Genomic DNA, 23800 nt, shown 5'->3' with positions numbered 1-23800 from the left:
ATGAGTGCAGCAGCAATCGATGCCCAAAGCCTCCCCGCCCCGCGCGTCACCGTCAATCCCTGGCTGATCGCCATTGTGGTCGCGCTCGCGAGCTTCATGGAGGTGCTCGACACCACCATCGCCAACGTCGCGCTGCCCTATATCGCCGGCGGCATGGGCGTGAGCGAGGATGAAGCGTCCTGGGTGGTGACGAGCTATCTGGTATCCAACGCCATCATCCTGACCGCGTCCAGCTTTCTCGCAAAGATGCTGGGGCGGAAGACATTCTTCCTGATCTGCCTCGGCATCTTCACGGTCAGCTCGATCCTGTGCGGCTTCGCGCCCAATCTGAACGCGCTGCTGCTGTTTCGCATCCTGCAGGGCCTCGGCGGCGGCGGCATGGTGCCGGTGGCGCAGTCGATCCTGGCGGACGCGTTCCCGCCGGCCAAGCGCGGGCAAGCCTTTGCGGTGTTCGGCATCGCCGTCGTGGTGGCGCCGGTGGTCGGCCCGACGCTCGGCGGCTGGCTGTCGGACAACCTGTCCTGGCACTGGTGTTTCCTGATCAACGCCCCGGTCGGTGCATTCGCGACCATCTTGATCGCGGCGGTGCTGCAGGAGCCCGCGAAAGCAAAAGCCACCACTGCAAAGACCGGCAGCGAGCCCCAGCAGGACAACGGCTTCGACGTCGTCGGCTTCGCGCTGGTGGCGACTTTCCTCGGCGCGCTCGAGGTGATGCTCGACCGCGGGCTGGAGGACGACTGGTTCGCCTCGCCCTTTATCGTCACGTCAGCGGTGATCTGCGGCACGGCGTTCGTGCTGATGATCCCGTGGGAAATGACCCGCCGCAATCCGATGATCGATCTGCGCATGGTCGCGACCCGGCAGTTCGGCGCCTGCTTCCTGGTGATGCTGGCGACCGGCGCCATCCTGCTCGCGACCACCCAGTTCCTGCCGCAGCTGGTGCAGCAGGATTTCGGCTACACCGCGACCTGGGCCGGCCTCGTGCTGTCGCCCGGCGGCGTGGTCACCATGCTGATGATGTTCGTGGTCGGCCGCCTCGCCGCCAAGGTGCAGCCGAAATATCTGATCATCGTCGGCGCGCTGGTCATCGCCGCCTCGATGTACAGCATGACCAACGTGTATGGCGATCTCGGCTTCTGGTACATGGCACGCTCGCGCATGCTGATCGGCGTCGGCTTGCCGCTGATCTTCATTCCGATCATGACGGCGTCCTATGACGGCATTCCCGCCGGGAAGACCGACCAGGCCTCCGCGCTGATCAACGCGGCGCGCAATACCGGCGGCTCGATCGGCGTCTCGCTGGTCTCCAACGTGCTCACGCATCGCCAGCAGTTCCACCAGAGCCGACTGGTCGAGCAGGTGACGCCGTCGAGCCCGCAATACCAGGACACGCTGCACCAGGTCACCGACTACTTCCTCGCCCAGGGCAACTCACTGTTGCAGGCGCAGCAGCAGGCGGTGCAGTGGATCGGCCAGCAGGTGCAGACCCAGGCCTCGTTCCTGTCCTACATGGATGCGTTCTGGGTGCTGATGCTGATCGCGCTGTCGGCGATCCCGCTGGCGCTGACCCTGCGCAAGGTCAAGCTCGGCGGCCCCGCCCCTGTCGGCCATTGACGAAGTGCAGAGGTCAACTGCGAGACGACCGCGCCACGGTCGGCGCGGGCGTTTCGATTCGCGATCCTCTCGATAGAGGTCAAATGCCGCTCGTGGCGGCCACGATCGTGTCTCTCAGCCAGCGGTGCGCCGGCAGATCGTCGAAGCGGCGATGCCAGCTCATGACACTCTGCAGCTTCGATGCATCGAACGGCAGCTCCCGCATCTCGATCGGATAGGCGCGGCGGAATTCCAGCGCGAGCTTGCGTCCGAGGATCGCAACCATGTTCGATTGCACCAGGACGGCGCCGGCGGACAGATACGGCACATCGGAGGCAATGGTGCGCTCGGCCTTGCGGGCCCGCAGCCAGGCGTCGATGAAATCCAGATCTTCGCCGCTGGAGGTGATTGCAAGGTGCGGCAGCTCGACCAGTGTCTCGCCGGTCAGCTTCTTGCGCAACGCCGGATGACCGGCCCGCAGCACTGCGACGAAGCGGTCCTCGATCAACCGGCGGGATGCAAAACGCTCGCCATCCAGCGCTCGGGCGGAGATCGCAAGATCGAGCTCGCCGCGATCGAGCCTGTCGGCCAGATTCAGCGTGCCGCTCGGCACCAGCGTCAGCCGCACCTTGGGCGCCTGCGCGCGCACCGCCGCGATGACCGAGCCGGCCACGACCACTGCGGCATAGTTGTTCACCGCGACGGCGAAGCGCCGCTCCGCCTGCGCAGGTTCAAAACGATCACCCTCGACCGCGAGCTGCAGCTCGCTCAGCGCCTTGCGGACCGGCAGCGCGAGCGCTTCCGCACGCGGCGTCGGCAGCATGCCGGACGGCGTGCGGACGAATAGCTGGTCTTTCAACGCATGACGCAGCCGGTTCAGCGCGTGGCTCACGGCGGGCTGGCTGATAGCGAGCGCGCCGGCCGCGCGCACCACGCTGCGTTCGCGCATGATGGCGTCGAACACCAGCAGCAGATTGAGATCGAGATTGCGCATCCGCATGCCGCCATCATGCATGATATGAATTAGCAGATAAAGACAATTCATTTGAATAATATCGGGCTGAAGCCCAGTTTCCGGGCATGCCCAAGAGCCTGCAAAGCGCCATCGCAATTCGGCCCCATCGTGCCAACGCACGCGTACTGGTCGGTGTCCTGGTCACCCCCGATGTCACGGCCATAGCCATGCCGAAGACCTTCGCGCGCTGGCAACGGCTCACGCCGCTTGCGACCTGGCGGCCGATTGCGCTGCGCGAGACCAGCTATGCCGGCATCCTGAGCGGTGTTGCCGCGGCGCTTGACCGCGTCGATGTCCCCCCGCAGCGGCTGATCCTGCTGGGTGAAGGGTGCATCGCGCGGCGCGTGCTCGAACTGACGCTAAGGGGCGAGCTGCCTTGCGGCGGTATTGTCGCGATCGACGTCGCCTCTGGCGCACTGCCGTTTCCCGTGGTGCCGACGGTGACCGCAATCCGGCTCGTCATTCATCATAACGACGATGCGCCGCAAGGCAGCCTGATCGGCGCGTTGCGCGCTGCCGATCTCGACGCACGCATCATCAATCTCGACCTGGCCGCCGGTCGCGGAGCGGAAGCGGCCGCGGCGAACGCAACCGAAACCTTTGTCCTCGAGCTGGTTGCAACGATCAGCCGCCGGACCACCGATGGAGCTGGTAACCCATGACATCGAAGACCCTCAAGATCGCGGGCGCGTGCCTGGTCGCCGCCGCAATCAGCGTCGGCTTATATGCCGTGGATCGGCCGGACCGCGCAGCCGACAAGGCCCCGGCAGCAGCCCAGTCGACCACGACCCCGCCTGTCGTTCCGGTGACGGCAGCGAAGGTCCTGCAACACGATGTGCCGATCGTGCTCGAGGGCCTCGGCACGGTGACGCCGATCAACACAGCCACCATCCGCACCCAGGTGCAGGGCACGCTCGACAGCGTCGATTTCGTCGAAGGCAAGCAGGTGAAGCGCGGCGACGTGCTCGCCAGGATCGACCCGCGGGTCTACGAGGCCCAGGTCGACCAGGCCGAGGCCGCGCTGGCGCGCGACGAGGCGACCTTGAAGAACGCCCGGACCAATCTGGCGCGAACGCAGCCGCTCGCCAATCGCGGCTTTGCGACCCAGCAATTGCTCGATACCCAGGATTCGCAGGTCGCGCAGGGCGAAGGCACCGTCGCGCTCGACAAGGCGGCGCTGGAAGCCGCGCAGACCCAGCTGAGCTACGCCACGATTACCGCGCCGTTCGACGGCGTCACCGGCATCCGCCGCATCGATCCCGGCAACGTCGTACACCCGACCGACACCAACGGGCTCGTGGTCCTGACCCAGTTGCAGCCGATCGCGGTGATCTTCACGCTGCCGTCCGGCGACATCCCGGGTGTCCGGCAGGCGCTGGCATCCGGAGACGCCTCGGTCGACGTCTATGATGCACAGAACCGGTACAAGCTCGACCACGGCAGCCTGATGCTGATCAACAACCAGGTCGACAGCTCGACCGGCACGGTGCAGCTGAAGGCATCCTTTCCCAATGCCGGCAATACGCTGTGGCCCGGCACTTTCGTCAACGTCCATCTCACGATCGCGGTCCGCCACGATGCGTTGACGGTGCCGCTGACGGCGGTGCGCCAGGGACCGGACGGTGCCTTCGCCTACACGGTCGGCCCGAACAACGTCGTCAGCATCCATCACGTCACGACCGGACAATCGCGCGACGGACAGATTCTAATCGAGCAAGGCCTCGCCGCGAACGAGACCGTGGTCACCGCGGGCCAGTACCGGCTCAATCCGGGGACGACGGTCGAGATCGTGCCCGATGACAAGAAGGATCAGGTCCAAGACGCAACCACCGCAAGCGCAGGTATGCTGCCATGAACGTCTCCGCAGGTTTTATCCGCAAGCCCGTCGCCACCGCCTTTTTGGCCATCGCCATTGTGCTGGTCGGCATGATCGCCTTCGTGCGGCTGCCGGTCTCGGCGCTGCCTACGGTGGACACTCCGACCATTCAGGTCACCGCGCAATTGCCCGGCGCCGACCCGCAGACCATGGCCTCCTCGGTCGCGACCCCGCTCGAGCGGCAATTCGGCCAGATCGCCGGCCTGACCGGCATGAGTTCAAGCAGCGGGCTCGGCAACACCCAGATCACGCTGCAATTTGCGCTGAACCGCAGCGTCGATGCCGCCGCGCAGGACGTGCAGACCGCGATCGATGCGGCATCGGGGCAACTGCCCAAGACCATGCCGTCGCCGCCGACCTTCCACAAGGTCAATCCGGCCGACGTGCCGGTGCTGCTGATCGCGCTAACGTCGGACACCGAGCCGCTGACCAAGGTCGACGACTATGCCGACAGCATCCTGGCGCAGAAATTGTCGCAGGTGCCGGGCGTCTCGCTCGTCACCATCGGGGGCATGCAGAAGCCGTCGATTCGGGTCCAGGTCAATCCGGCCAAGCTCGCTGCCGCAGCAATCGATCTCGAGCAATTGCGGACCACGCTGGGCAATATCACCGTGAACCAGCCGAAGGGCGTGCTTTATGGCAGTCAGCAGGCCTATACGCTGGCCACCAACGACCAGGTGCTCAACGCGAGCAAATATAACGACCTGATCATCGCCTATCGCAATGGCGCGCCCGTGCGCCTGCGCGACATCGGGCACGCCGTGGTGGCAGCCGAGGATGTCACGCTGCATGGCTGGTACAACGACAAGCCCGCCGTGATCCTGGCGATCCAGCGCCAGCCCGGCGCCAACGTGATCAGCACGGTGGACGGCATCAAGAAGCTGCTGCCGCAGCTGGTGTCGAGCCTACCGTCCGACATCAAGGTCACGATCGCCTCCGACCGTACGCAGACCATCCGCGCCAGCGTCGCCGACGTTCAGTTCACTTTGGTGCTGACCATCGCGCTGGTGGTCGGTGTGATCTTCCTGTTCCTGCGTAATCTTTGGGCGACCGTCATCCCGGCGGTCTCGGTCCCGATCTCGCTGATCGGCACCTTCGGCGTGATGTATCTGCTCAACTACAGCCTCGACAATCTGTCGCTGATGGGCCTGTCGATCGCGGTCGGCTTCGTCGTCGACGATGCCATCGTGATGATCGAGAACATCTCCCGGCACATCGAGGAAGGCCTCTCGCCGATGCAGGCCGCCTTGAAAGGCGCCGGCGAGATCGGCTTCACCATCATCTCGATCTCGGTCTCGCTGATCGCGGTGTTCATTCCGCTGCTGCTGATGGGCGGGGTGATCGGCCGCATGTTCCAGGAATTCGCCATCACGGTGTGCGTTGCCATCGTGGTGTCGGTGATCGTCTCGGTGACGCTGACGCCGATGATGTGCGCCTATCTGCTGTCGCCGCACCAAGACGCCGGAGCCGGGATTGTCTCGCGCTCGCTGGAGCGCGGCTTCGTCGCGATCCAGACCGCCTACGAGGCCGTGCTTGCCGCAGCGCTGCGCTACAAGGCCACGACGCTGTCGATCATGCTGGCCGGCGTCGCGGTGACCGGCCTGCTGTTCGTGGGTATCCCGAAAGGCTTCTTCCCCCAACAGGACACCGGCATGATCACCGGCATCACAGAGGCCTCGGCCGACATCTCGCCGGCGCAGATGGCGACGCTGCAGCGTAGCGTCATCGACGTCATCTCCAAGAACCCTTCGGTCGCCAATGCGACCGGCTATATCGGACCGGGCGGCCCGACCGTGACCGAGAACAACGGCCGCCTGTTCGTGCTGTTGAAGCCGCGCAACGAGCGCAGCGCCTCCGCCGATCAGGTGATCCGCCAGCTCGACAGGGCGCTGCAAAAGATCAAGGGCATGTCGGTGTTCATGCAGGCGACGCAGGACATCAATCTCGCCAGCCGCCTGTCCAAGACGCAGTACCAGTTCACCCTCACCGACGTGAACCAGGACGAGCTCAATCTGTGGGCCGGCAAGCTGTATCAGAAGCTGAAGACATTGCCGGAGCTGGCCGACGTCGCGACCGACCAGGCCAACGCCGCGCGTCAGCTCAAGCTGCAGATCGACCGCGACGCGGCCTCCCGCCTCGGCATCGATCCGGCCGCGGTCGACAACACACTCTATGATTCATTCGGTCAGCGTCACGTCGCCCAGCTGTTCACGACGCTCAACACCTATTACGTGATCCTGGAGGTCGACCCGTCGTTCCAGCTCGGCCCCTACGCGCTCAACCGCATCTATGTCCGCTCGTCCGCAGGGACGATGGTGCCCCTGAGCCAGATCGCGAGCATCGATTACGGCACCGCGCCGCTCTCCGTGAATCATCAAAGCCAGTTCCCGGCGGTGACGCTGAGCTTCAACCTGGCGCCGGGCACGGCGGTGGGGACCGCGGTCGCAGCCGTGCAGAAGGCGACCGCCGACCTTCACGTGCCGTCGACCGTCGTCACCAGTTTCCAGGGCAATGCGCAGGCGTTCCAGGCGGCGCTCGCGTCGACGCCGATCCTGATCCTGGCCGCGGTGGTCGCCGTCTATCTGATCCTCGGCATGCTCTATGAGAGCACGATCCATCCGATCACGATCCTCTCGACCCTGCCGTCCGCCGGGCTCGGCGCGCTAATCGCGCTGTGGGCGTTCGGCCTCGGGCTCGACGTGATCGGGCTGATCGGCATCATCCTGCTGATCGGCATCGTGCAGAAGAACGGCATCATGCTGATCGATTTCGCGCTGCAGGCCGAGCGCCACCAGCACGTCTCCGCCGAACAGTCGATCTATCAGGCCTGCCGGGCGCGCTTCCGCCCGATCCTGATGACAACGATGTGTGCGATGCTCGGCGGCGTTCCGCTGATGATCGGGACCGGCACCGGATCGGAATTGCGTCAGCCGCTCGGCTTTGCCATCGTCGGCGGGCTGATCGTCTCGCAGCTGATGACGCTGTTCACGACGCCGGTCGTTTACATCTATCTCGACAGCATCAGCCGGTCGTTAGCCAAGCTGCGCAGGACAGCGCGGAAGACCGCCCCGCGCGGAGTCGAAACAGCCACGTGACGCGCCCTTGCGCCCCAGGAGCGCCTCAGCCCGCCCGGCGCCGCTGGCCGCGCCACCACAGACCGAAGGCGATCGTGACCGCGGCCGCCAGCGAGAACCAGGTGATGGCGTATTGCATGTGGTCGTCCTTGAGGTGGACCTTGAGCGGTCCCGGCTTCGGCGTACCGCTGTCGGGCACCGGCGCCGCGAGGTCGATATAGAACGGCGCGACCTCACCCCAGCCGAGCGCCTGCGCCATCGCGCGATGATCGCGCACGAACCACAGCCGCTTCGCCAAATCCTCCTTCGGCGTCAGCCGGCCCGGCGGCTCGGGATAGCGGATATAGCCTGTGAGTTCGACCGGCGTGCCGGTGACGAGGCGCCCGGTGACGCGGTCCTCGAAGGCGCGGTCCTGCATCGTGTTCTGCACGAAGCCGGTGTTGATCACGATCGTCTCGCCGCTGGCAAGCTTCGCCGGCAGGAACGCCCAGGTGCCGGGCCCCGATATGTCGTCGCGCACCGCGGAGCCGGAGCTGAACACCATCACGTCCGGCAGCTTGGCATAGGTCGCGGTCAGGGTGACGCGGCGGAATTCGTCCTTGGCCGAGGTCAGCGTGGGCCACGCCGACGGCGGCGGCAGCGCCTCGATCGGCGCAGCCAGCCGCGCGTCGAGCGCGGCGATCAGCGCATGCTTCTCGACGCGGCGCTGCAATTGCCAGAAGCCGAGCGCGATGAACACCGCGATCAGGATCAACGTGAAAATGCCGAAGCCGGCCGCACTCGGCCGACGCGTCACGGTATCATTCATTCGGGTCGCGCTCGATCAACTGGCCTTCAGCGGCCTTGTGGTGGAATTGCAGCGCGATCAAAAGCGCCTTCATCGAACGCAGCGGCAGGATCGTGGTCACCACGATCAACGGCAGCCACAGCGCCGCGTGCCCCCAGAACGGCGGCTGGTACTTCACCTCGACGATCAGTGCCGCCGCGACCACGATGGCGCCGGCCAGCATGATGATGAAGATCGCCGGCCCGTCACCGGCATCGATGAAGGCGTAGTCGAGCCCACACGCCTCGCAGCGCGGCGCCAGCGTCAGGAAGCCGGAATAGAGCTTGCCCTTGCCGCAGCGCGGGCAGCGACAGGCAATGCCGCGGATCGCGCTCTCGGTCACAGTGGGCGGGGTATCGGTCATCGGGTCTCTTGAAAAGCAAAGGGGCGGCCGTTTGGCCGCCCCTCTTAGCACGTCGGCCCAGGATTAGTGTGCGCCGTGAGCCATCGTCTCGGCGCCGTGGCCCCAGACGTAGATGCAGATGAACAGGAACAGCCAGACCACGTCGACGAAGTGCCAGTACCAGGCGGCAAACTCGAAGCCGAGGTGCTGCTTCGGCGTGAAGTGGCCGGCATAGGCGCGGATCAGGCAGACCAGCAAGAAGATGGTGCCGACCAGCACGTGGAAGCCGTGGAACCCGGTCGCCATGAAGAAGGTCGCGCCATAGACGTTGCCGCCGAACGAGAACGTCGCATGGGCATACTCATAGGCCTGCACGCAGGTGAAGCAGGCGCCGAGGATCACGGTGAGGATCAGGCCCTGCTTCAGGCCCTGGCGGTCGTTCTCCAAGAGCGCATGGTGCGCCCAGGTGACCGTGGTGCCCGAGGTCAGGAGCAGCAACGTGTTGAGCAGCGGCAGATGCCAGGGATCGAAGGTCTCGATGCCGTGGGGCGGCCAGGTGCCGGGGACCGAGCAGGCACCCATCGCCGTGCCGGCGCCGCAGCCGAACACCGCATCGCGGGTGGCGTGCACCGCGTCGGCCGGGAACAGCGCCGAGTTGAAGAAGGCCCAGAACCAGGCGACGAAGAACATCACCTCGGAGGCGATGAACAGGATCATGCCGTAGCGGTGGCTGATCTGCACCACGCGGGTGTGGTCGCCCTTGTACTGGGCTTCCTTGATCACGTCGCCCCACCAGCTCGCCATGGTGTAGAGCACGCCGATGGTGCCGATGCCGAACACGATCGGGGCGGCGGAGTACATGTGATGCATCCAGCCGATCGCACCGAACGCCATGATGAAGGCCGAGATCGAGCCGACCACCGGCCACGGGCTCGGGTCGACGAGATGATAGTCGTGATGCTTGACTTGCGCCTCAGCCATTGCCGTCTCTCCATTCGCGTGCCGCAAGGCACGTCTTAATCTTGAATTCCAGTACTAGCCGCCCTTGCGCGGTTCCGCCTCGCCGGCCGCCACGGGCTTCGGCTGGGGATCGCGCACGGGGAAAAAAGTGTAGGACAAGGTGATGTTCTTCAGCGTGTCGTTCTCGCTGTCCTTCGCCAGTTCGGGATCGACATAGAACACCACGGCCATCTCGCGCTTTTCGCCGGGGGCCATGGTCTGCTCGGTGAAGCAGAAGCAATTGATCTTCTGGAAGTAGGCGCCGACCGTGAGCGGCGCGACGTTGTAGGACGCCTGCGCCGTGGTGGTGCGCGCCGACTGGTTGGTCACGGTGTAATAGACCGTGACGACTTGGCCGATCTTGACGTCGATATTGTTCTGCTCCGGCTCGAACTTCCAGGGCAGGCCCGGTGCGACGTTGGAATCGAAGCTGACGGTGATGGTGCGGTCGAGTGGCTTATCCGTCGGCAGCGAGGTCGCGACCTGGGTGGTGCCGTTGAAGCCGGTGGTGCGGCAGAACCAGTTGTAGAACGGCACGGCCGCGTAGGACGCGCCGACCATCAGCACCACGACGAAGCCGCAGATCGAGGCGACCACGGCGTCGCGCGTCAGCATGCGGCGCGTGACCTTGGCGCCCTCACCCTGCTGCGGTCCCTGGTGCTTGATCTCACTCACAGCGGCCGCACCAGCACGGCTGGCCCCTTGACGAGGGTGACGGCGAAGAACAGCAGCACCATGACGCCGAGCGCGAGCGCAATAGCGATCGAACGCTGACGGCGGCTCTTGAGCTGCGCCTCGGTGAGGACGATGCCTTCTGGTTCGTTTTTGTCGTCCATTGGTATCCCATGCGCCCCCATCTCGCCCCCCGGCGTCCCTATCCGATCAAGACAGGCGCAATCGCGCGGATCATGACCTCGGCGAGGAGGACGGCAAACAGCGCGAACAGATAAAGGATCGAGAACGCGAACAGCCGGCGCGTCGCACGGTTGGCGACCGTGCCCTCGCGGCGGCGATAGACCTCGACGGCGAGCCACAGCATGCCGGCGCCGAGCACCAGCGAGGTGACGCCGTAGATCGCGTCGAAATAGCCGAGCGGCCACGGCGCCAGCGCGATCGCCACCAGCACGATGGTGTAGAGCAGGATCTGCAGCCGGGTCGCGTCGGGACCGGCGACAACCGGCAGCATCGGAATGCCGGCGCGCGCATAATCGTCGCTGCGGAACAGCGCCAGCGCCCAGAAATGCGGCGGGGTCCAGAAGAAGATGATCAGGAACAGCAGCATCGGCTCGACCGACAGCGAGCCGGTCGCGGCGGCCCATGCCACCACCGGCGGCAGCGCGCCGGCGGCGCCGCCGATCACGATGTTCTGTGCGGTCCAGCGCTTCAGCCACATCGTGTAGATCACGGCATAGAAGAAGATGGTGAAGGCAAGCAGCGCGCCCGCCACCCAGTTGACCAGGATGCCGAGCGTCATCACCGAGAAGAAGGCGAGCGTCAGGCCGAACGCGTACGCCTCGGCCGGGGTGATCCGGCCGCGCGGGATCGGCCGGTTGGCGGTGCGCGTCATCAACGCGTCGACATCGCTCTCATAGGCCATGTTGAGCGCGCCGGAGGCGCCGGCGCCGACCGCGATGCAGAGGATCGAGGTGAACGCCAGCACCGGATGCACATGAACCGGCGCGATCATCAACCCGACCAGCGCGGTGAAGATCACCAGCGACATCACGCGCGGCTTCAGCAGCGCGATGTAGTCGCCCACTTCGGCCTCGGAGATCCGGGGCAGCTCGATGGCGTTGTGATCGACAACCGACAAGATCAGGTCTCACTCTCTCAAAAGGCGCGGCGCACCCAGGGTGCGCCGCGTTGTCTTGGACTTACTGCACGCGGGGCAGCACTTCGAACTGGTGGAACGGCGGCGGCGAGGTCAGCGTCCACTCGAGTGTGGTCGCACCCGCACCCCACGGATTGTTCGCGGCCTGCTCCTTGCGGACGAAGGCATCGATCACGCCGTAGATGAAGATCAGCACGCCGAAGCCGGAGATGTAGGAGCCCCAGGAGGAGATCAGGTTCCAGCCGGCGAACGCATCCGGATAGTCGACGTAGCGGCGCGGCATGCCCGACAGACCGAGGAAATGCTGCGGGAAGAACACCAGGTTGACGCCGACGAAGGTGAACCAGAAGTGCGCCTTGGCGATCTTCTCCGAGTACATGTAGCCGAACATCTTCGGGAACCAGTAGTACCAGCCGGCGAAGATGCCGAACACGGCGCCGAGCGACAGCACGTAGTGGAAGTGCGCCACCACGTAATAGGTGTCCTGCAGCACGCGGTCGACGCCGGCATTGGCCAGCACCACGCCGGTGACGCCGCCGACGGTGAACAGGAAGATGAAGCCGACAGCCCAGATCATCGGCGCCTTGAACTCGATCGAGCCGCCCCACATCGTGGCAATCCACGAGAAGATCTTCACGCCGGTCGGCACCGCGATCACCATCGTGGCGGCGACGAAGTAGGCCTGCGTCGCCGACGACATGCCGACGGTGTACATGTGATGCGCCCACACCACGAAGCCGATGCCGCCGATCGCGACCATGGCGTAGGCCATGCCGAGATAGCCGAACACGGGCTTGCGCGAGAAGGTCGAGACGATCTGGCTGACCATGCCGAAGGCGGGCAGGATCAGGATGTACACTTCGGGGTGGCCGAAGAACCAGAACAGATGCTGGAACAGCACCGGGTCGCCGCCGCCGTCAGCCGCAAAGAAGGTGGTGCCGAAATTGCGGTCGGTCAGCAGCATGGTGATCGCACCGGCGAGCACCGGCAGCGACAACAGCAGCAGGAACACGGTCACCAGGATCGACCACACGAACAGCGGCATCTTGTGCAGGGTCATGCCCGGTGCGCGCATGTTGAAGATCGTGGTGATGAAGTTGATGGCACCGAGGATCGACGACGCACCGGCGAGATGCAGCGACAGGATCGCGAAATCCACCGCCGGGCCGGGATGGCCCGAGGTCGACAGCGGCGCGTACATGGTCCAGCCCGCGCCGACGCCGTTGGCACCCGGCTCACCCTCGACGAAGGTGGACATCAGGAGCAGCGCGAAGGAAGCCGGCAGCAGCCAGAACGAGATGTTGTTCATGCGCGGGAACGCCATGTCCGGCGCGCCGATCATCAGCGGCACCATCCAGTTGCCGAACCCGCCGATCATCGCCGGCATGACCATGAAGAAGATCATGATCAGGCCGTGCGAGGTCACGAACACGTTATAGGTGTGCGTCTCGTGGAATATCTGCACGCCCGGGTACATCAACTCGGCACGGATCGCGATCGACATCGCAGCACCGATGATGCCCGCGATCACCGCAAAGACCAGGTACATCGTACCGATGTCCTTGTGGTTCGTGGAGTAGAGATAGCGCCGCCATCCGGTCGGATGGTGGGCGTGATCATCATGGGCGTGATCGTCGTGTGTCGCTGCGCCTGTCGCCATGTTCAAAATCCTGCCTTGCAGTCCCTCTCGGACCTTGCGGTCCCGTCGCCCTTATTCCACCCGCGCCGTAAGCCTTCGAGGCTTACTGCGCCGCCTGACCAGCCGAGGCGTAGGAATTCGCCGGGTTGGTCGCAAACTTCTTCTTCGCCCCTTCAACCCAGGTCGCGAATTCCTGGTCGCTGACGACCCGCACCGCGATCGGCATGAAGGCATGGTCCTTGCCGCACAGTTCCGAGCACTGGCCGTAGAACACGCCGGTCTTGGTGGCCTTGAACCAGCTCTCGTTGAGGCGGCCGGGGACCGAATCGATCTTCACGCCGAACGCCGGCACTGCGAAGGAGTGGATCACGTCGGCGCCGGTGGTCTGGATCCGCACCACCTTGTTGACCGGGACCACCATCTCGTTGTCGACGCCGAGCAGACGGGGCTGCTTGTCCTTGTCCAGAAGCGAGTCGAACTCGAACTTGCCGTTATCCGGGTAGGCGTAGGACCAGTACCACTGCTTGCCGGTGACCTTCACGGTGAGGTCCGGCTTCGGCACGTCGAGTTCCAGGAACAGCAGGCGGAACGACGGCACCGCGATGCCGACCAGAATCAGGACCGGGATCAGCGTCCAGGCCACTTCGATCAGCGTGTTGTGGGTGGTCCGGGAGGGGACCGGGTTGGCGCGGGCGTTGAACTTCACCACCACGATGACCAGCAGCGCCAGCACGAACAGGGTGATGACGGTGATCAGCACCAGCAGAAAATTGTGAAACCAGATGATGTTTTCCATCACCGGGGTCGCGGCTTCCTGCAGCGTGTGCTCCCACGGCGCCGGCTGCCCCATTTCGGCGAAGGCCGATCCTGCGGCGACAGACGCCACACCCGCTACCGCCAACCCCAGCAATTGCCTGCCCAACCGGCCAATCGACATCTTCATGCCGCTCGCGCTCCCTTGCATTATTCCCCAAAGCACCTCCGGCATGTGGCCGAAAATGCAGCACGATCCGCCCTGACAAACGGCCTTCCGGACATACCCGTCTCTGAGTCAAGGTGGGTACGGGAGCCAGATCGCTAGAACGCGTCGAAATCCAGCCTCTCAAACCATAATTCTCAGGCGCTCGCAATGCAGTAGTAGGACCGAAAGCCATGCGCCTGCGATGAACCTGCCGCTTGCGATTTTTCCCGCAAAATCAAGCGAAAGTCGCCGAAACATCGCGGCATGCAGTTGACAGGGGGATTGCCGGATGTAGGCACAGACAGGGTAGCCCACAGGAACCTGATTCGCTGCGGGCTGCCGCAATCCGGCGCGGGAATGGCTTCAAGATCGCCTTCAAGGCGCCGTCATTGCGGTATCAGTCGGCTAACGAGCACGATCCGGAACAGGGACAGCCGGTTTCCGAAAAGATCATGCTCAAACAAAGAGATGAGATCACGATGCGATTTTCAGAGCGCATCATGGTCGTGCGTGCTACCGGCGGCCGGGCGGACGGCCGGACCGACCGAACATCAAAGGATCGACCCGGATGGGCGCTTCGAACATTCAGGCAAGCGGTTTGCAGGCAAGGGGTTTGACGGTGGCCGGCTGGCTCGGCGGCCTCGTGATTCTGGCTCTCTGCCTTGGTCTGACCCAGCCAGCGAACGCGCAAGGCGCGGTGCGCTCGGTCCATGGCGACTGGCAGATCCGCTGCGATACCCCGCCCGGCGCCCAGGCCGAGCAATGCGCGCTGATCCAGAGCGTGGTAGCGGAAGACCGTTCCAATGCCGGCCTGACCGTGATCGTGCTGAAAACCGCCGACCAGAAGAGCCGGCTGATGCGCGTGGTCGCCCCGCTCGGCGTGCTGCTGCCCTCCGGCCTCGGCCTCAAGCTCGACAATCAGGACGTCGGCCGCGCCGGCTTCGTGCGCTGCCTGCCCAATGGCTGCGTCGCCGAGGTCGTGATGGACGACAAGCTGCTCGGCCAACTCAAGAATGCCAAGACCGCGACCTTCATCATCTTCGAGACCCCGGAAGAGGGCATCGGCTTTCCGCTCAGCCTGAACGGCCTGGCGGAGGGGTATGACAAATTGCCCTAGGGCGAACTAGAGCAGCACGCCCATCACCAGCAGGTCGCCATAGACGCCGTCGACGCAAACGTCGTCGCGGAGGCGGCCTTCGAGTTCAAAGCCGACCTTCCGGTATAGCGCGACGGCATTTGCGTTCTCGACCCGCACCGTCAATTCCACGCGGCGGAATCCGAACTGCTTCGACGCGGCGAGTGCCTGCCGGATCAGCTTCAATCCGAGCCCCTGGCCCCTGAACGCCGGCAGCAGGCCCATCCCGAGAACGCCGACATGGGCATGGATCGGCCTAGCCTTCGGCCGCACATCGCACCAGCCGACCACCTCGCCATCCCCAAGCGCGACGAGTTGCGGAAAGCCCCTGTCGATGTTGTCGCGAACGAAGGCCCGCGTCATTTCGATCGGCGGCGCCTCAAGAAACGACAAATAGCGCCGCTCCCGCGCGACGATGTCGAGGGTGCGGTGAAAGCCCTCCGCATGCTCTTCGCGGATCGGAACGATGTCGACCGTGCTCATGATGCCGCCAGCGTATTGGGCCGCGCGATCCCAGGCAAATCCGGCTCACCGCCCACCACGCGCATAATAATCGAACAACCCGCTCGCATCGGCGGATAGCCAGTCCGCTTCGCCGGTCAAGTAGCCCTCGACCTGTCCGGTGATGCCGATCAGGAACGAGATCGGCATGCCGTAGAGCGCGAACGGCGTATCGACCTCGGCGGCGTCGACGCGCGACACGAGACCGCCCGGATCGAAGCCGATCGCGAGGCGGCGGAGCTTGAGCTGCTTGACGTAGGGCGCCACCAGCGCCCGGTTACGGTCGGTGCTGATTGCGACGACCACAAGGTCGCCGCGGCCGCTGGCGGCGAGCCGGTCCAGCATCGGCAGCTCGGTCCGGCACGCCGCGCACCAGGTGGCCCAGAAGTTCACCAGCACCAGCTTGTCCTTGAACGCGGTGAGATCGATCGCGCCGCCGGCGAGCGAGGGGATCGCAACCGGCGGCACCGGGCGGGCGCCTTGAACCAGCGTGAACTGATGCCGGATGGTGCCGAACTGCGGCGGTCCCGACGCAGCGCGCGCTGGCATCGCGAGCGAAGCGCCGGCGCCGATCATACCGGCGAGGACGGCGCGGCGGGTTGGTGCTCGGGCTGAATTCATGCCGGGTTCTCCGCTTGGCTTGATCGCTGCATCGCTCACGACCGGATGTAGGACCAGCCGGCTTCCTGCAATTCGATGATGCGTCCGGGCCCGTTCGGCACCAGATCGACATTGTCGAGCAGGACCAGCGGATGCCCCTCGGCACGCTCCATGCCGAGTTTGGTGGCTTCGCAGACCACGAAGCGGATGTCGGGCGTGAGCCCCCTCACCACCCGCAGCAGATCCTTCACCGGCGAGGTATCGGCGCGCAGCATGTGGACGCCGGCATTGTAGGCGACGACCTCGATCTCGAACGGCTCGTTGCGCTCCCGGTAGTATTTCGGGAGGTTGAGCGCCGTCGAGATCAGCGCGCGCATCGTGGTCGGATCGTCGGAGTTGATCGGCAGCACAACGTGGTGCACGCGCGGCTCGGGCTTCTTCGGCTCCCCTCTGGAGACCGCCGAGACCGAGCCGGTGAGCAGCAATGTCACGGCGAACGGCACCGCGAAGGCCAGCGCGAGCCCCGCGGCGAGCGTGACTAGGCGGCGAGAGACGCGCATCGCGGCCGCCTCACGGTGCGCTCGCGAGCAAAGCGAACTGGCTGCGCTTGGCGTAGGCGACGATCGCGCTCAGGGTCAGCAGCACCAGCGCGGGGACCGGCGAGCCGCCGATCACGAAGAGATGGCTGATGGTGGCGCCGACCATGATGCAGCTCAGCAGCACGCCGCCGAAAGCCGCGACCGGGGGCAGCAGGATCAGGACCGCGCCGAGCAGCTCCAGCGATCCCGTGAAGTAGCGAAACCACTGGCCGAGCCCGATATGCTCGAATTCCTCAACCAGCATCGGCACGCCGTAGAACTTGGCGGCGCCCGCGGCGGCAAAGGCCAGCGCGAGCAATCCCCTGACGACCCAGAGACTGACGGACTTCCAGCGCGACGGCGCCGCGGCAACAGCAACTGACATGGATAACTCCCCAATTGTTCGAATCGACCGGACCGCGCGGCCACCCACCCTTCGGCGGCGGGCCCACGGCTTTCGATGGACTAAATTCGGGAGTAAGATGAAAAGAACAAGTAGGATGCTTTTTGTGAGGTAGTATGAAAAAACTGACTATTGAGCCGCCCGAGCCTCCGGCGGCGTCCGAACCGTGCAACGGCGACCTGGTGGCGCAGTTTCATCGCGCGCTTGCGGTGCTGGCCGGGAAGTGGAAGGGGGACATCCTCTGGCAGCTGATCGACCGCAAGCGGCGATTCGGCGAGTTACGGCAGGCAATCCCCGGCGTCACCCAGCACATGCTGACCACCCAGCTGCGCGACCTCGAGGCCAACGGCCTGGTCAAGCGCACGGTCTATCCTGAGGTGCCGCCACGGGTCGAGTACGAGATGACGCCGTCCGCCAAGGCGCTCAAGCCGGTGTTCGACGAGCTCTACCGGTGGGCTCAGGAGCATGGGTTTCCGACCTCGGCGCAAGGGGCGGCTGACAGCGCCGCGCAGCCGAAGCCTGAGCCCGATGGCGGCGCTGTGGAAAGCCAGCCCCGGAAGGCAGGTCGGCGCGCCGGCTGATGACGACAAGGTGAGCACCACGACAGGCTGCCGTGACCGACGTCACTGTCGCAGGCACTCCCGGTTTGCCACCCCAAACACTATGTTTATCAATCGCCATCCGGGCCTGAACCGGGACCGGCACAGGTTTCCGGGTTGTAAGATGAGTTTTGCGCTCGTCTCTGCTTCAATCCCCGACATCCCTGCTGCGGGTTCCGCACTGGCAATCAGTTGCGCTTCAGGCAAGGATGACGAGGAATCGCCAAGGAACCACCACGGAATTCGCACTGCGTCGGAGTGACCATGACCAATCCCGCCACGACCTCCCTGCTCGACCGCGCCAATCTGGACCGCGATGCCGTCCGCCGCGAGGTGGCGCGTGGACTTGAAGGCGCCGACGACGGCGAGCTGTTCCTGGAGTTCGGGCAGACCGAGGCGCTGGTGTTCGACAACGGCCGGCTGAAGCAGGCGACCTATGACACCTCGCAGGGCTTTGGCCTGCGCGCGGTCAAGGACGACGCGGTCGGCTATGCGCATTCCTCCGACGTCTCGATCCCGGCGCTGATCCGTGCGGCCGACGCGGTCGCGGCGGTGCGCGGCGGCTATGCCGGCACGTTGGCGGCGGCGCCGGCCCACACCAACATCAAGCTGTATGGCGACGAAAATCCGCTGGACGGACCTGCGTTCGAGGCAAAAGTAAAACTGCTCGGCGAGATCGATGCCTATGTCAGGGACAAGGATCCGCGGGTACGGCAGGTCTCGGCCAGCCTCACCGCGACCTGGCAGGTGGTGGAAATCCTGCGGCCCGACGGCGAGAGCTATCGCGACATCCGCCCGCTGGTGCGGGTCAACATCTCCGTGGTCGCAGGCCAGGGCGACCGGCAGGAAAGCGGCAGCAAGGGCTATGGCGGCCGCGAGGGTTATGCACGCTTCATCGAAACCAAGGCCTGGCGCGACGCCGCCGACGGCGCTCTGCGCGAGGCGCTGGTCAATCTGGAATCGGTACCGGCGCCCGCCGGCGAGATGGACGTCGTGCTCGGCGCCGGCTGGCCCGGCGTGATGCTGCACGAGGCCGTCGGTCACGGGCTCGAGGGCGATTTCAACCGCAAGCAGACCTCAGCCTTTGCAGGATTGATGGGCAAGCAGGTTGCCGCCAAGGGCGTCACCGTGGTCGACGACGGCACCATGGCGTCGCGCCGCGGCTCGCTGTCGATCGACGACGAGGGAACGCCGACCAACCGCACCGTGCTGATCGAGGACGGCATTCTGGTCGGCTACATGCAGGACCGCCAGAACGCCCGCCTGATGGGAATGAAGCCGACCGGCAACGGGCGGCGGCAGAGCTATGCCCATGTGCCGATGCCGCGCATGACCAACACCTACATGCTGTCGGGCGACCGCGACCCGGCCGAGATCATCGCCTCGGTGAAGAACGGCATGTACGCCGCCAATTTCGGCGGCGGCCAGGTCGACATCACCTCGGGCAAGTATGTGTTCCAGTGCACCGAGGCCTACAAGATCGAGAACGGCAAGCTCGGCGCGCCGCTGAAGGGCGCCATGCTGATCGGCAATGGACCGACCGATCTCCACAGGATCACCATGATCGGCAACGATCTTGCGCTGGATACGGGAATCGGCACCTGCGGCAAGAACGGCCAGGGTGTGCCTGTTGGCGTCGGCCAGCCGACGCTCAGAATGGAACGGATTACGGTCGGAGGAACGGGCTAGTGAGCAGCGGAAACGAAGTCGTGGCGGCCAAGCCGACCAGCTGGCGCGGGCAGGCCGTGCAACTGGCCGCGATCGTGGCCGTCGTGTTCCTGGCCAAGGGCGCGATCGCCGAGCCGTTCTACGTGCCGTCCGGATCGATGGAGCCGACGCTCCTGATCGGCGACGCGCTGGTCGCCTCGAAATTCCCCTATGGCTACGGCGCGGCGTCGCTGCCGATCCAGATCACGCTGCCGGAAACCGGCCGCGTGTTCGGCGAGACGCCGAAGCGCGGCGACGTCGTCGTGTTCCGCTGGCCGGGCGACCGCTCGCAGGCCTGGGTCAAGCGCGTGGTCGGGCTGCCCGGCGACCGCATCCAGATGCGGCAGGGCCAGCTCTTCATCAACGATCATCCGGCGGCGCTGAAGCCCGACGGCACCGGCTTTGCCGAGGACGATCGCGGCGCCGGCGAGGATGCCTACCGTTATATCGAGACGCTGCCGAACGGCGTCAGCCATGCGATCTTCAAGATCCGCGACAACGGCCGGCTCGACAACACGCCCGAAGTGACGGTGCCGCCGGGCCAGCTGTTCGTGCTCGGCGACAACCGGGATAATTCCGCCGACAGCCGCGTGCCGGTGCGCGACGGCGGCGTCGGCCTGTTGCCGATCGACAATCTGATCGGCCGCGCCGACGCGGTGGTCGGCTCCTGGGACATGGGCATCCGCAGCCAGCCGGTCTGGACCTGGCTCTCCGGCTTCCGCCTCGCGCGCTTCTTCACCTCGGTGCAGTGAAGCGATATAGGCGCGTAGCTACGTAGCCCGGATGAGCGAAGCGACATCCGGGGCTTGCGTCGAGACCGCGCCCGGATATCGCTTCGCTCATCCGGGCTACATTCCTCGCGAGACATCAGCCGTGACCTACGACGACATCAGGCACATCGTGCTGACGTGGCCGGAGGTCGAGGACGGCTCGTCCTACGGCACGCCGGCGCTGAAGGTGCGCAAGAAGATGCTGGTGCGGCTCAAGGAGGACGGCGACAGCCTGGTGATGCCGGGCGTGCCGCCGGATGAGCGCGACATGCTGGTCGAGCGCGAACCCAGGATCTTCTACTTCACCGATCACTACCGCGATTATCCGACCGTGCTGATCCGGCTGTCGAAGGCCAAGCGCGCGACCGTCGAGCCGCTGCTGCGCCGGCATTGGCGCACGCTTGCCTCGAAGAAGGCGGTCAGGGAGTATGACGCGACGATGGCATAACTCTCATCCGTCATTGCGAGCGCAGCGAAGCAATCCATGTCACGGCATAATGGATCGATGGATTGCTTCGCTACGCTCGCAATGACGGGGAGAGATAGTATGACCCAGGACCAGTTCCTCGCCGCGGCGCTTCGCAACCCGGTCAATCCAGTCATCGCCGACGAACTGTACCGTCTCGCCCTCCCCGATGCCTGGCTGGTGGCCGGCTGCCTGGTGCAGAGCGTGTGGAACACGCTGACCAAGCGGCCGTCCGATCACGGCATCAACGACTATGACGTCTTCTATTTCGATTCCGACACGTCATGGGAGGCCGAAGACGCTGTCATCCGCGACCTCACGGCGCGGCTCGGCCATCTCGGCGTCGCGATCGAGGTCCGCAACCAGGCCCGCGTCCATCTCTGGTATCCCGGCAAGCACGGCGTGCCCTACCCGGCGCTGTCGCGCTCGACCGACGGCATCGATCGCTTCCTCAGCGCGAACGTGCAGGTCGGCATCCGCCGCAGCGCGAGCGGTTACGACGTCTATGCGCCGAAAGGTTTCGGCGATATCGCCGGCATGATCGTGCGGCCGAACCGGACCGCGAATTTCTCGGCGGTGAACTATGTGAGGAAAGCTGAGCGATGGAAGGCGCTGTGGCCGGAGATTGCGGTGATTGCGGCGGACTAGCCTGTCGTCCCTGCGAAAGCAGGGACCCATAGCCACCGATGCCGGCTGTTGCACGATGCTGGAATGACGAATCCCGTTCGCGACGCCCGCCGCGGAGTATGGGTCCCTGCTTTCGCAGGGACGACAGTTTTGTGTGCGGCCGCTACCGCACCACGCCCGACGTGAATCCCGCCTTCCGCCGCGGCGGCTTGATCTCTTTCTTGAGGAAGCAATGCGCGTCGCGGCCGGCGTAGCCCGGCCGGGCGTAGGTCCAGGCGCGGCACTTGTTGTCGGCGGTGCAGGCGGCCTGGCAGGCCTCGTCGCCGTCGCTGCTCTTCAGCTCGAAATTCTTGTAGTCGCCGCCGAGCCGGTCGATCGAGGTCTCGATGGCGCCGTTGCGCGGCTCGACCACGCCGGCGCCGCGCACCCCGGACACGCAGCAGACGTCCTGCACCCGCGGCGGCACGGTGCTCTTCAGCCAGCACACCGCGCCGTTGTTGGCGTCGGTCGGATAGTTGAAGCTCCAGGCACGGCAGCGGCGGTCGCGCTCGCAGGTGAGCGCGCAATCGGCGGGATCGCCTGATGTCACCGGCGCGTTCAGGTAATCGCCACCGGGACGGTCGAAATTGGTCTGGGCCAGTGCCGGGCGCGCGACGATGGCGGCCGCAAGGACCGCAAACATCACCACACACGCCCTAAAGAGGCGGCCTATCCCCATGAGATTGCTTTCAAATTCGCACAGCCCCGCGCATCCCGCGGGGCGTCATTTGAACGCCATGAACCTGTACGGCTGATGAACGGCGGGTGCGACACCACCGCCGTCCGCGCGCGATTCGAGCCCGGATTGGGCCCAAGTGGGGACTAGAAGGCGTACTCCTGATAGGCCGGTTCCACCGAGCCGTTCCAGGGTCCGTTGAACTTGTCGAGCATCTCCTCCGCCGGCGAGCGGCCGGCCTCGATGATGCGCTCGAGCGGTTCGAGGAAACGGCTCTCGTCGCGCCCAAGATGATCGATCCGGCCGCGCCGCCGCAATCCGGCATGCGACAGGATCAGGCACTCCTTGGCGATCTCGAACAGGTAGCGGTCCTTGATCCGCGCCTTGAAGCCGAAACGCGGCACGTCGTCACGCAGCGCCTGCCGTTCCGGCGCGGTCCAGTGCCGGACGATGTCCCAGGCGGCGTCGAGGCTGTCATTGTCGTAGAGCAGCCCGACCCAGAACGCCGGCAGCGCCGGCAGCCGGCCCCACGGCACGCCGTCGGCGCCGCGCATTTCGAGATAACGCTTCAGCCGCACCTCGGGGAAGATCGTCGAAAGATGATTGGCCCAGTCCGACAGCGTCGGGCGCTCGCCGGGCAGGATCTTGTTGTTGCCGGCGAAGAAATCGCGGAACGACGAGCCTGAGACGTCGATATATTCCTCGCCACGCTTGACGAAATACATGGGAACGTCGAGCGCGTAATCGACATAGCGCTCGAAGCCCATGCCGTCCTCGAACGCGAACGGGATCATGCCGCTTCGCGCATTGTCGGTGTCGCGCCAGATCTCGGAGCGGAACGACAGGAAGCCGTTGGGCTTGCCTTCGGTGAACGGCGAGTTGGCGAACAGCGCGGTCGCGATCGGCTGCAACGCCAGCGACACCCGCAGCTTCTTCACCATGTCGGCTTCGGAGGAGAAATCGAGATTGGTCTGCACCGTGCAGGTCCGGAACATCATGTCGAGGCCGTATTTGCCGACCTTCGGCATGTAGTTGCGCATGATCTTGTAGCGTCCCTTCGGCATCACGGGGATCTGTGCCCGCGACCAGGACGGCGTCATGCCGAGACCGAGGAAGCCGATGCCGAGCGGGGTCGCGATCTCCCGCACCTGGGCCAGATGCGCCATCAATTCCGACTGCGTCTGGTGCACGGTCTCGACCGGCGCGCCGGACAATTCGAACTGCCCGCCCGGCTCGAGCGAGATCGCGCCGCCGCCGGTGACGTCATAGAGCCCGATGATGTTGCCGCGCTCCATGATCGGCTCCCAGCCGAGCAGGAGCTTCATGCCCTCGAGCAGCGAGCCTATGCCCTTGGCGCCCTCATAGGGCACGGGATGATGGCCCTCGAGCGTGAACGGGGTCTTCTCGTGCTCGGTGCCGATCCGGAATTCGGACTCGGGCTTCACGCCGGCTTCAATCCACGCCACGAGTTCGTCGCGCGATTGCAGCGGCGTCATGTCGATCTGGTCACGCGCCATAGAAAATCCAACTCAAGGGCGCTTC

Annotated in this window: 25 protein-coding genes; 10 read left to right on the top strand and 15 right to left on the bottom strand. The window is 65.2% G+C overall.

Annotated features, from left to right (window positions below; all coding sequences use genetic code 11):
• Window positions 1–1614 (top strand): DHA2 family efflux MFS transporter permease subunit, encoded by a 1614-nt coding sequence (locus tag BI327_RS39595; RefSeq protein WP_076867062.1) that lies wholly within the window; start codon window positions 1–3, stop codon window positions 1612–1614.
• Between the two features lie 79 nt (window positions 1615–1693).
• Here BI327_RS39595 and BI327_RS39590 read toward each other — a convergent pair whose 3' ends face one another.
• Window positions 1694–2593 carry a LysR family transcriptional regulator gene (locus BI327_RS39590; RefSeq protein WP_076867077.1) on the bottom strand — a complete coding sequence of 300 codons (900 nt, stop codon included), beginning with the start codon at window positions 2591–2593 and terminating at the stop codon, window positions 1694–1696.
• Window positions 2594–2673: 80 nt separating this feature from the next.
• On the opposite strand from BI327_RS39590, the gene BI327_RS39585 reads away from it, so the two are divergent.
• Genes BI327_RS39585 through BI327_RS39575 form a run of 3 tightly spaced genes read left to right on the top strand, consistent with a single transcriptional unit; the run spans window position 2674 to window position 7579 of the window.
• Entirely contained in the window at window positions 2674–3270 is a 597-nt protein-coding gene (locus tag BI327_RS39585) for a hypothetical protein (protein WP_245335071.1), read from the top strand.
• Window positions 3267–4463, top strand: coding sequence for an efflux RND transporter periplasmic adaptor subunit (locus BI327_RS39580; protein WP_083742411.1), 1197 nt, complete (start codon window positions 3267–3269; stop codon window positions 4461–4463). Before BI327_RS39585 ends, BI327_RS39580 begins: the two co-directional genes overlap by 4 nt.
• Window positions 4460–7579, top strand: coding sequence for an efflux RND transporter permease subunit (locus BI327_RS39575; RefSeq protein WP_076867061.1), 3120 nt, complete (start codon window positions 4460–4462; stop codon window positions 7577–7579). The genes BI327_RS39580 and BI327_RS39575 overlap by 4 nt, the downstream gene beginning before the upstream one ends.
• Window positions 7580–7604: 25 nt before the next feature.
• On the opposite strand, the gene BI327_RS39570 is transcribed toward BI327_RS39575, so the two are convergent.
• The 8 genes from BI327_RS39570 to coxB all read right to left on the bottom strand — a co-directional run bounded on the left by BI327_RS39570 (window position 7605) and on the right by coxB (window position 14139).
• The gene (locus BI327_RS39570; protein WP_076867060.1) at window positions 7605–8366 is read right to left on the bottom strand and encodes an SURF1 family protein; all 762 of its coding nucleotides are present in this window, start codon (window positions 8364–8366) and stop codon (window positions 7605–7607) included.
• Window positions 8359–8748, bottom strand: a complete 390-nt coding sequence (locus tag BI327_RS39565) for a DUF983 domain-containing protein (protein WP_076867059.1) — start codon at window positions 8746–8748, stop codon at window positions 8359–8361. The genes BI327_RS39570 and BI327_RS39565 overlap by 8 nt, the downstream gene beginning before the upstream one ends.
• 63 nt (window positions 8749–8811) lie before the next feature.
• Window positions 8812–9708, bottom strand: a complete 897-nt coding sequence (locus BI327_RS39560) for a cytochrome c oxidase subunit 3 (protein ID WP_076867058.1) — start codon at window positions 9706–9708, stop codon at window positions 8812–8814.
• A 54-nt stretch (window positions 9709–9762) separates the two neighbouring features.
• Window positions 9763–10341, bottom strand: coding sequence for a cytochrome c oxidase assembly protein (locus BI327_RS39555; protein ID WP_167386935.1), 579 nt, complete (start codon window positions 10339–10341; stop codon window positions 9763–9765).
• A gap of 56 nt (window positions 10342–10397) precedes the next feature.
• A complete protein-coding gene (locus tag BI327_RS39550; RefSeq protein ID WP_076867057.1) occupies window positions 10398–10562 on the bottom strand; it encodes a CoxF protein in 165 nt (54 codons plus the stop codon).
• A gap of 38 nt (window positions 10563–10600) precedes the next feature.
• Window positions 10601–11539: a heme o synthase gene (locus BI327_RS39545; RefSeq protein WP_076867056.1), complete on the bottom strand. Its 939-nt coding sequence runs from the start codon at window positions 11537–11539 to the stop codon at window positions 10601–10603.
• 61 nt (window positions 11540–11600) lie between these two features.
• A complete protein-coding gene (ctaD, locus tag BI327_RS39540; RefSeq protein WP_076867055.1) occupies window positions 11601–13217 on the bottom strand; it encodes a cytochrome c oxidase subunit I in 1617 nt (538 codons plus the stop codon).
• An 82-nt stretch (window positions 13218–13299) separates the two neighbouring features.
• A complete protein-coding gene (gene coxB, locus BI327_RS39535; protein ID WP_076867054.1) occupies window positions 13300–14139 on the bottom strand; it encodes a cytochrome c oxidase subunit II in 840 nt (279 codons plus the stop codon).
• A 586-nt stretch (window positions 14140–14725) separates the two neighbouring features.
• Between coxB and BI327_RS39530 the strand changes: the two genes are divergently transcribed.
• The gene (locus BI327_RS39530) at window positions 14726–15274 is read left to right on the top strand and encodes an invasion associated locus B family protein (protein WP_076867053.1); all 549 of its coding nucleotides are present in this window, start codon (window positions 14726–14728) and stop codon (window positions 15272–15274) included.
• 6 nt (window positions 15275–15280) lie between these two features.
• Here the strand turns inward: BI327_RS39530 and BI327_RS39525 are convergent, their stop codons facing one another.
• Genes BI327_RS39525 through BI327_RS39510 form a run of 4 tightly spaced genes read right to left on the bottom strand, consistent with a single transcriptional unit; the run spans window position 15281 to window position 17356 of the window.
• A complete protein-coding gene (locus tag BI327_RS39525; RefSeq protein ID WP_076867052.1) occupies window positions 15281–15775 on the bottom strand; it encodes a GNAT family N-acetyltransferase in 495 nt (164 codons plus the stop codon).
• A 45-nt stretch (window positions 15776–15820) separates the two neighbouring features.
• Window positions 15821–16414: a TlpA family protein disulfide reductase gene (locus BI327_RS39520; RefSeq protein ID WP_076867051.1), complete on the bottom strand. Its 594-nt coding sequence runs from the start codon at window positions 16412–16414 to the stop codon at window positions 15821–15823.
• Between the two features lie 35 nt (window positions 16415–16449).
• Window positions 16450–16953 carry a DsrE family protein gene (locus BI327_RS39515; protein ID WP_076867050.1) on the bottom strand — a complete coding sequence of 168 codons (504 nt, stop codon included), beginning with the start codon at window positions 16951–16953 and terminating at the stop codon, window positions 16450–16452.
• A 10-nt stretch (window positions 16954–16963) separates the two neighbouring features.
• Window positions 16964–17356 carry a DoxX family protein gene (locus BI327_RS39510; RefSeq protein WP_076867049.1) on the bottom strand — a complete coding sequence of 131 codons (393 nt, stop codon included), beginning with the start codon at window positions 17354–17356 and terminating at the stop codon, window positions 16964–16966.
• A 134-nt stretch (window positions 17357–17490) separates the two neighbouring features.
• Between BI327_RS39510 and BI327_RS39505 the strand changes: the two genes are divergently transcribed.
• The 5 genes from BI327_RS39505 (at window position 17491) to BI327_RS39485 (ending at window position 21564) form a co-directional block, all read left to right on the top strand.
• Window positions 17491–17955 carry a winged helix-turn-helix transcriptional regulator gene (locus BI327_RS39505; protein ID WP_083742410.1) on the top strand — a complete coding sequence of 155 codons (465 nt, stop codon included), beginning with the start codon at window positions 17491–17493 and terminating at the stop codon, window positions 17953–17955.
• 282 nt (window positions 17956–18237) lie between these two features.
• Entirely contained in the window at window positions 18238–19662 is a 1425-nt protein-coding gene (gene tldD, locus BI327_RS39500; protein WP_076867048.1) for a metalloprotease TldD, read from the top strand.
• Window positions 19662–20432 carry a signal peptidase I gene (gene lepB / locus BI327_RS39495; RefSeq protein ID WP_076867047.1) on the top strand — a complete coding sequence of 257 codons (771 nt, stop codon included), beginning with the start codon at window positions 19662–19664 and terminating at the stop codon, window positions 20430–20432. Before tldD ends, lepB begins: the two co-directional genes overlap by 1 nt.
• A 121-nt stretch (window positions 20433–20553) precedes the next feature.
• Window positions 20554–20898, top strand: coding sequence for an MmcQ/YjbR family DNA-binding protein (locus tag BI327_RS39490; RefSeq protein WP_076867046.1), 345 nt, complete (start codon window positions 20554–20556; stop codon window positions 20896–20898).
• 99 nt (window positions 20899–20997) lie between these two features.
• A complete protein-coding gene (locus BI327_RS39485; RefSeq protein WP_076867045.1) occupies window positions 20998–21564 on the top strand; it encodes a nucleotidyltransferase family protein in 567 nt (188 codons plus the stop codon).
• A gap of 142 nt (window positions 21565–21706) precedes the next feature.
• Here BI327_RS39485 and BI327_RS39480 read toward each other — a convergent pair whose 3' ends face one another.
• On the bottom strand, window positions 21707–22225 hold the full coding sequence (locus BI327_RS39480; RefSeq protein WP_245335072.1) for a PAN domain-containing protein: 519 nt from the start codon (window positions 22223–22225) through the stop codon (window positions 21707–21709).
• A 179-nt stretch (window positions 22226–22404) separates the two neighbouring features.
• On the bottom strand, window positions 22405–23775 hold the full coding sequence (locus tag BI327_RS39475; protein ID WP_076867043.1) for a glutamate--cysteine ligase: 1371 nt from the start codon (window positions 23773–23775) through the stop codon (window positions 22405–22407).
• Window positions 23776–23800: the final 25 nt, after the last annotated feature.

The organism is Bradyrhizobium mercantei (genome assembly GCF_001982635.1).
In the GTDB taxonomy this organism is placed as follows: Bacteria; Pseudomonadota; Alphaproteobacteria; order Rhizobiales; family Xanthobacteraceae; genus Bradyrhizobium; species Bradyrhizobium mercantei.
The sequence above is the reverse complement of the archived record's forward strand: the minus strand, read 5'-3'. Positions and strand labels throughout refer to the sequence as shown.

Coding starts and splice junctions, on each gene's coding strand:
- BI327_RS39595 (WP_076867062.1), top strand. CDS start 1: ATGAGTGCAGCAGCAATCGATGCCCAAAGCCTCCCCGCCCCGCGCGTC.
- BI327_RS39590 (WP_076867077.1), bottom strand. CDS start 2,593: ATGCGGATGCGCAATCTCGATCTCAATCTGCTGCTGGTGTTCGACGCC.
- BI327_RS39585 (WP_245335071.1), top strand. CDS start 2,674: ATGCCCAAGAGCCTGCAAAGCGCCATCGCAATTCGGCCCCATCGTGCC.
- BI327_RS39580 (WP_083742411.1), top strand. CDS start 3,267: ATGACATCGAAGACCCTCAAGATCGCGGGCGCGTGCCTGGTCGCCGCC.
- BI327_RS39575 (WP_076867061.1), top strand. CDS start 4,460: ATGAACGTCTCCGCAGGTTTTATCCGCAAGCCCGTCGCCACCGCCTTT.
- BI327_RS39570 (WP_076867060.1), bottom strand. CDS start 8,366: ATGAATGATACCGTGACGCGTCGGCCGAGTGCGGCCGGCTTCGGCATT.
- BI327_RS39565 (WP_076867059.1), bottom strand. CDS start 8,748: ATGACCGATACCCCGCCCACTGTGACCGAGAGCGCGATCCGCGGCATT.
- BI327_RS39560 (WP_076867058.1), bottom strand. CDS start 9,708: ATGGCTGAGGCGCAAGTCAAGCATCACGACTATCATCTCGTCGACCCG.
- BI327_RS39555 (WP_167386935.1), bottom strand. CDS start 10,341: ATGCTGACGCGCGACGCCGTGGTCGCCTCGATCTGCGGCTTCGTCGTG.
- BI327_RS39550 (WP_076867057.1), bottom strand. CDS start 10,562: ATGGACGACAAAAACGAACCAGAAGGCATCGTCCTCACCGAGGCGCAG.
- ctaD (WP_076867055.1), bottom strand. CDS start 13,217: ATGGCGACAGGCGCAGCGACACACGACGATCACGCCCATGATGATCAC.
- coxB (WP_076867054.1), bottom strand. CDS start 14,139: ATGAAGATGTCGATTGGCCGGTTGGGCAGGCAATTGCTGGGGTTGGCG.
- BI327_RS39530 (WP_076867053.1), top strand. CDS start 14,726: ATGGGCGCTTCGAACATTCAGGCAAGCGGTTTGCAGGCAAGGGGTTTG.
- BI327_RS39525 (WP_076867052.1), bottom strand. CDS start 15,775: ATGAGCACGGTCGACATCGTTCCGATCCGCGAAGAGCATGCGGAGGGC.
- BI327_RS39520 (WP_076867051.1), bottom strand. CDS start 16,414: ATGAATTCAGCCCGAGCACCAACCCGCCGCGCCGTCCTCGCCGGTATG.
- BI327_RS39515 (WP_076867050.1), bottom strand. CDS start 16,953: ATGCGCGTCTCTCGCCGCCTAGTCACGCTCGCCGCGGGGCTCGCGCTG.
- BI327_RS39510 (WP_076867049.1), bottom strand. CDS start 17,356: ATGTCAGTTGCTGTTGCCGCGGCGCCGTCGCGCTGGAAGTCCGTCAGT.
- BI327_RS39505 (WP_083742410.1), top strand. CDS start 17,491: ATGAAAAAACTGACTATTGAGCCGCCCGAGCCTCCGGCGGCGTCCGAA.
- tldD (WP_076867048.1), top strand. CDS start 18,238: ATGACCAATCCCGCCACGACCTCCCTGCTCGACCGCGCCAATCTGGAC.
- BI327_RS39485 (WP_076867045.1), top strand. CDS start 20,998: ATGACCCAGGACCAGTTCCTCGCCGCGGCGCTTCGCAACCCGGTCAAT.
- BI327_RS39480 (WP_245335072.1), bottom strand. CDS start 22,225: ATGTTTGCGGTCCTTGCGGCCGCCATCGTCGCGCGCCCGGCACTGGCC.
- BI327_RS39475 (WP_076867043.1), bottom strand. CDS start 23,775: ATGGCGCGTGACCAGATCGACATGACGCCGCTGCAATCGCGCGACGAA.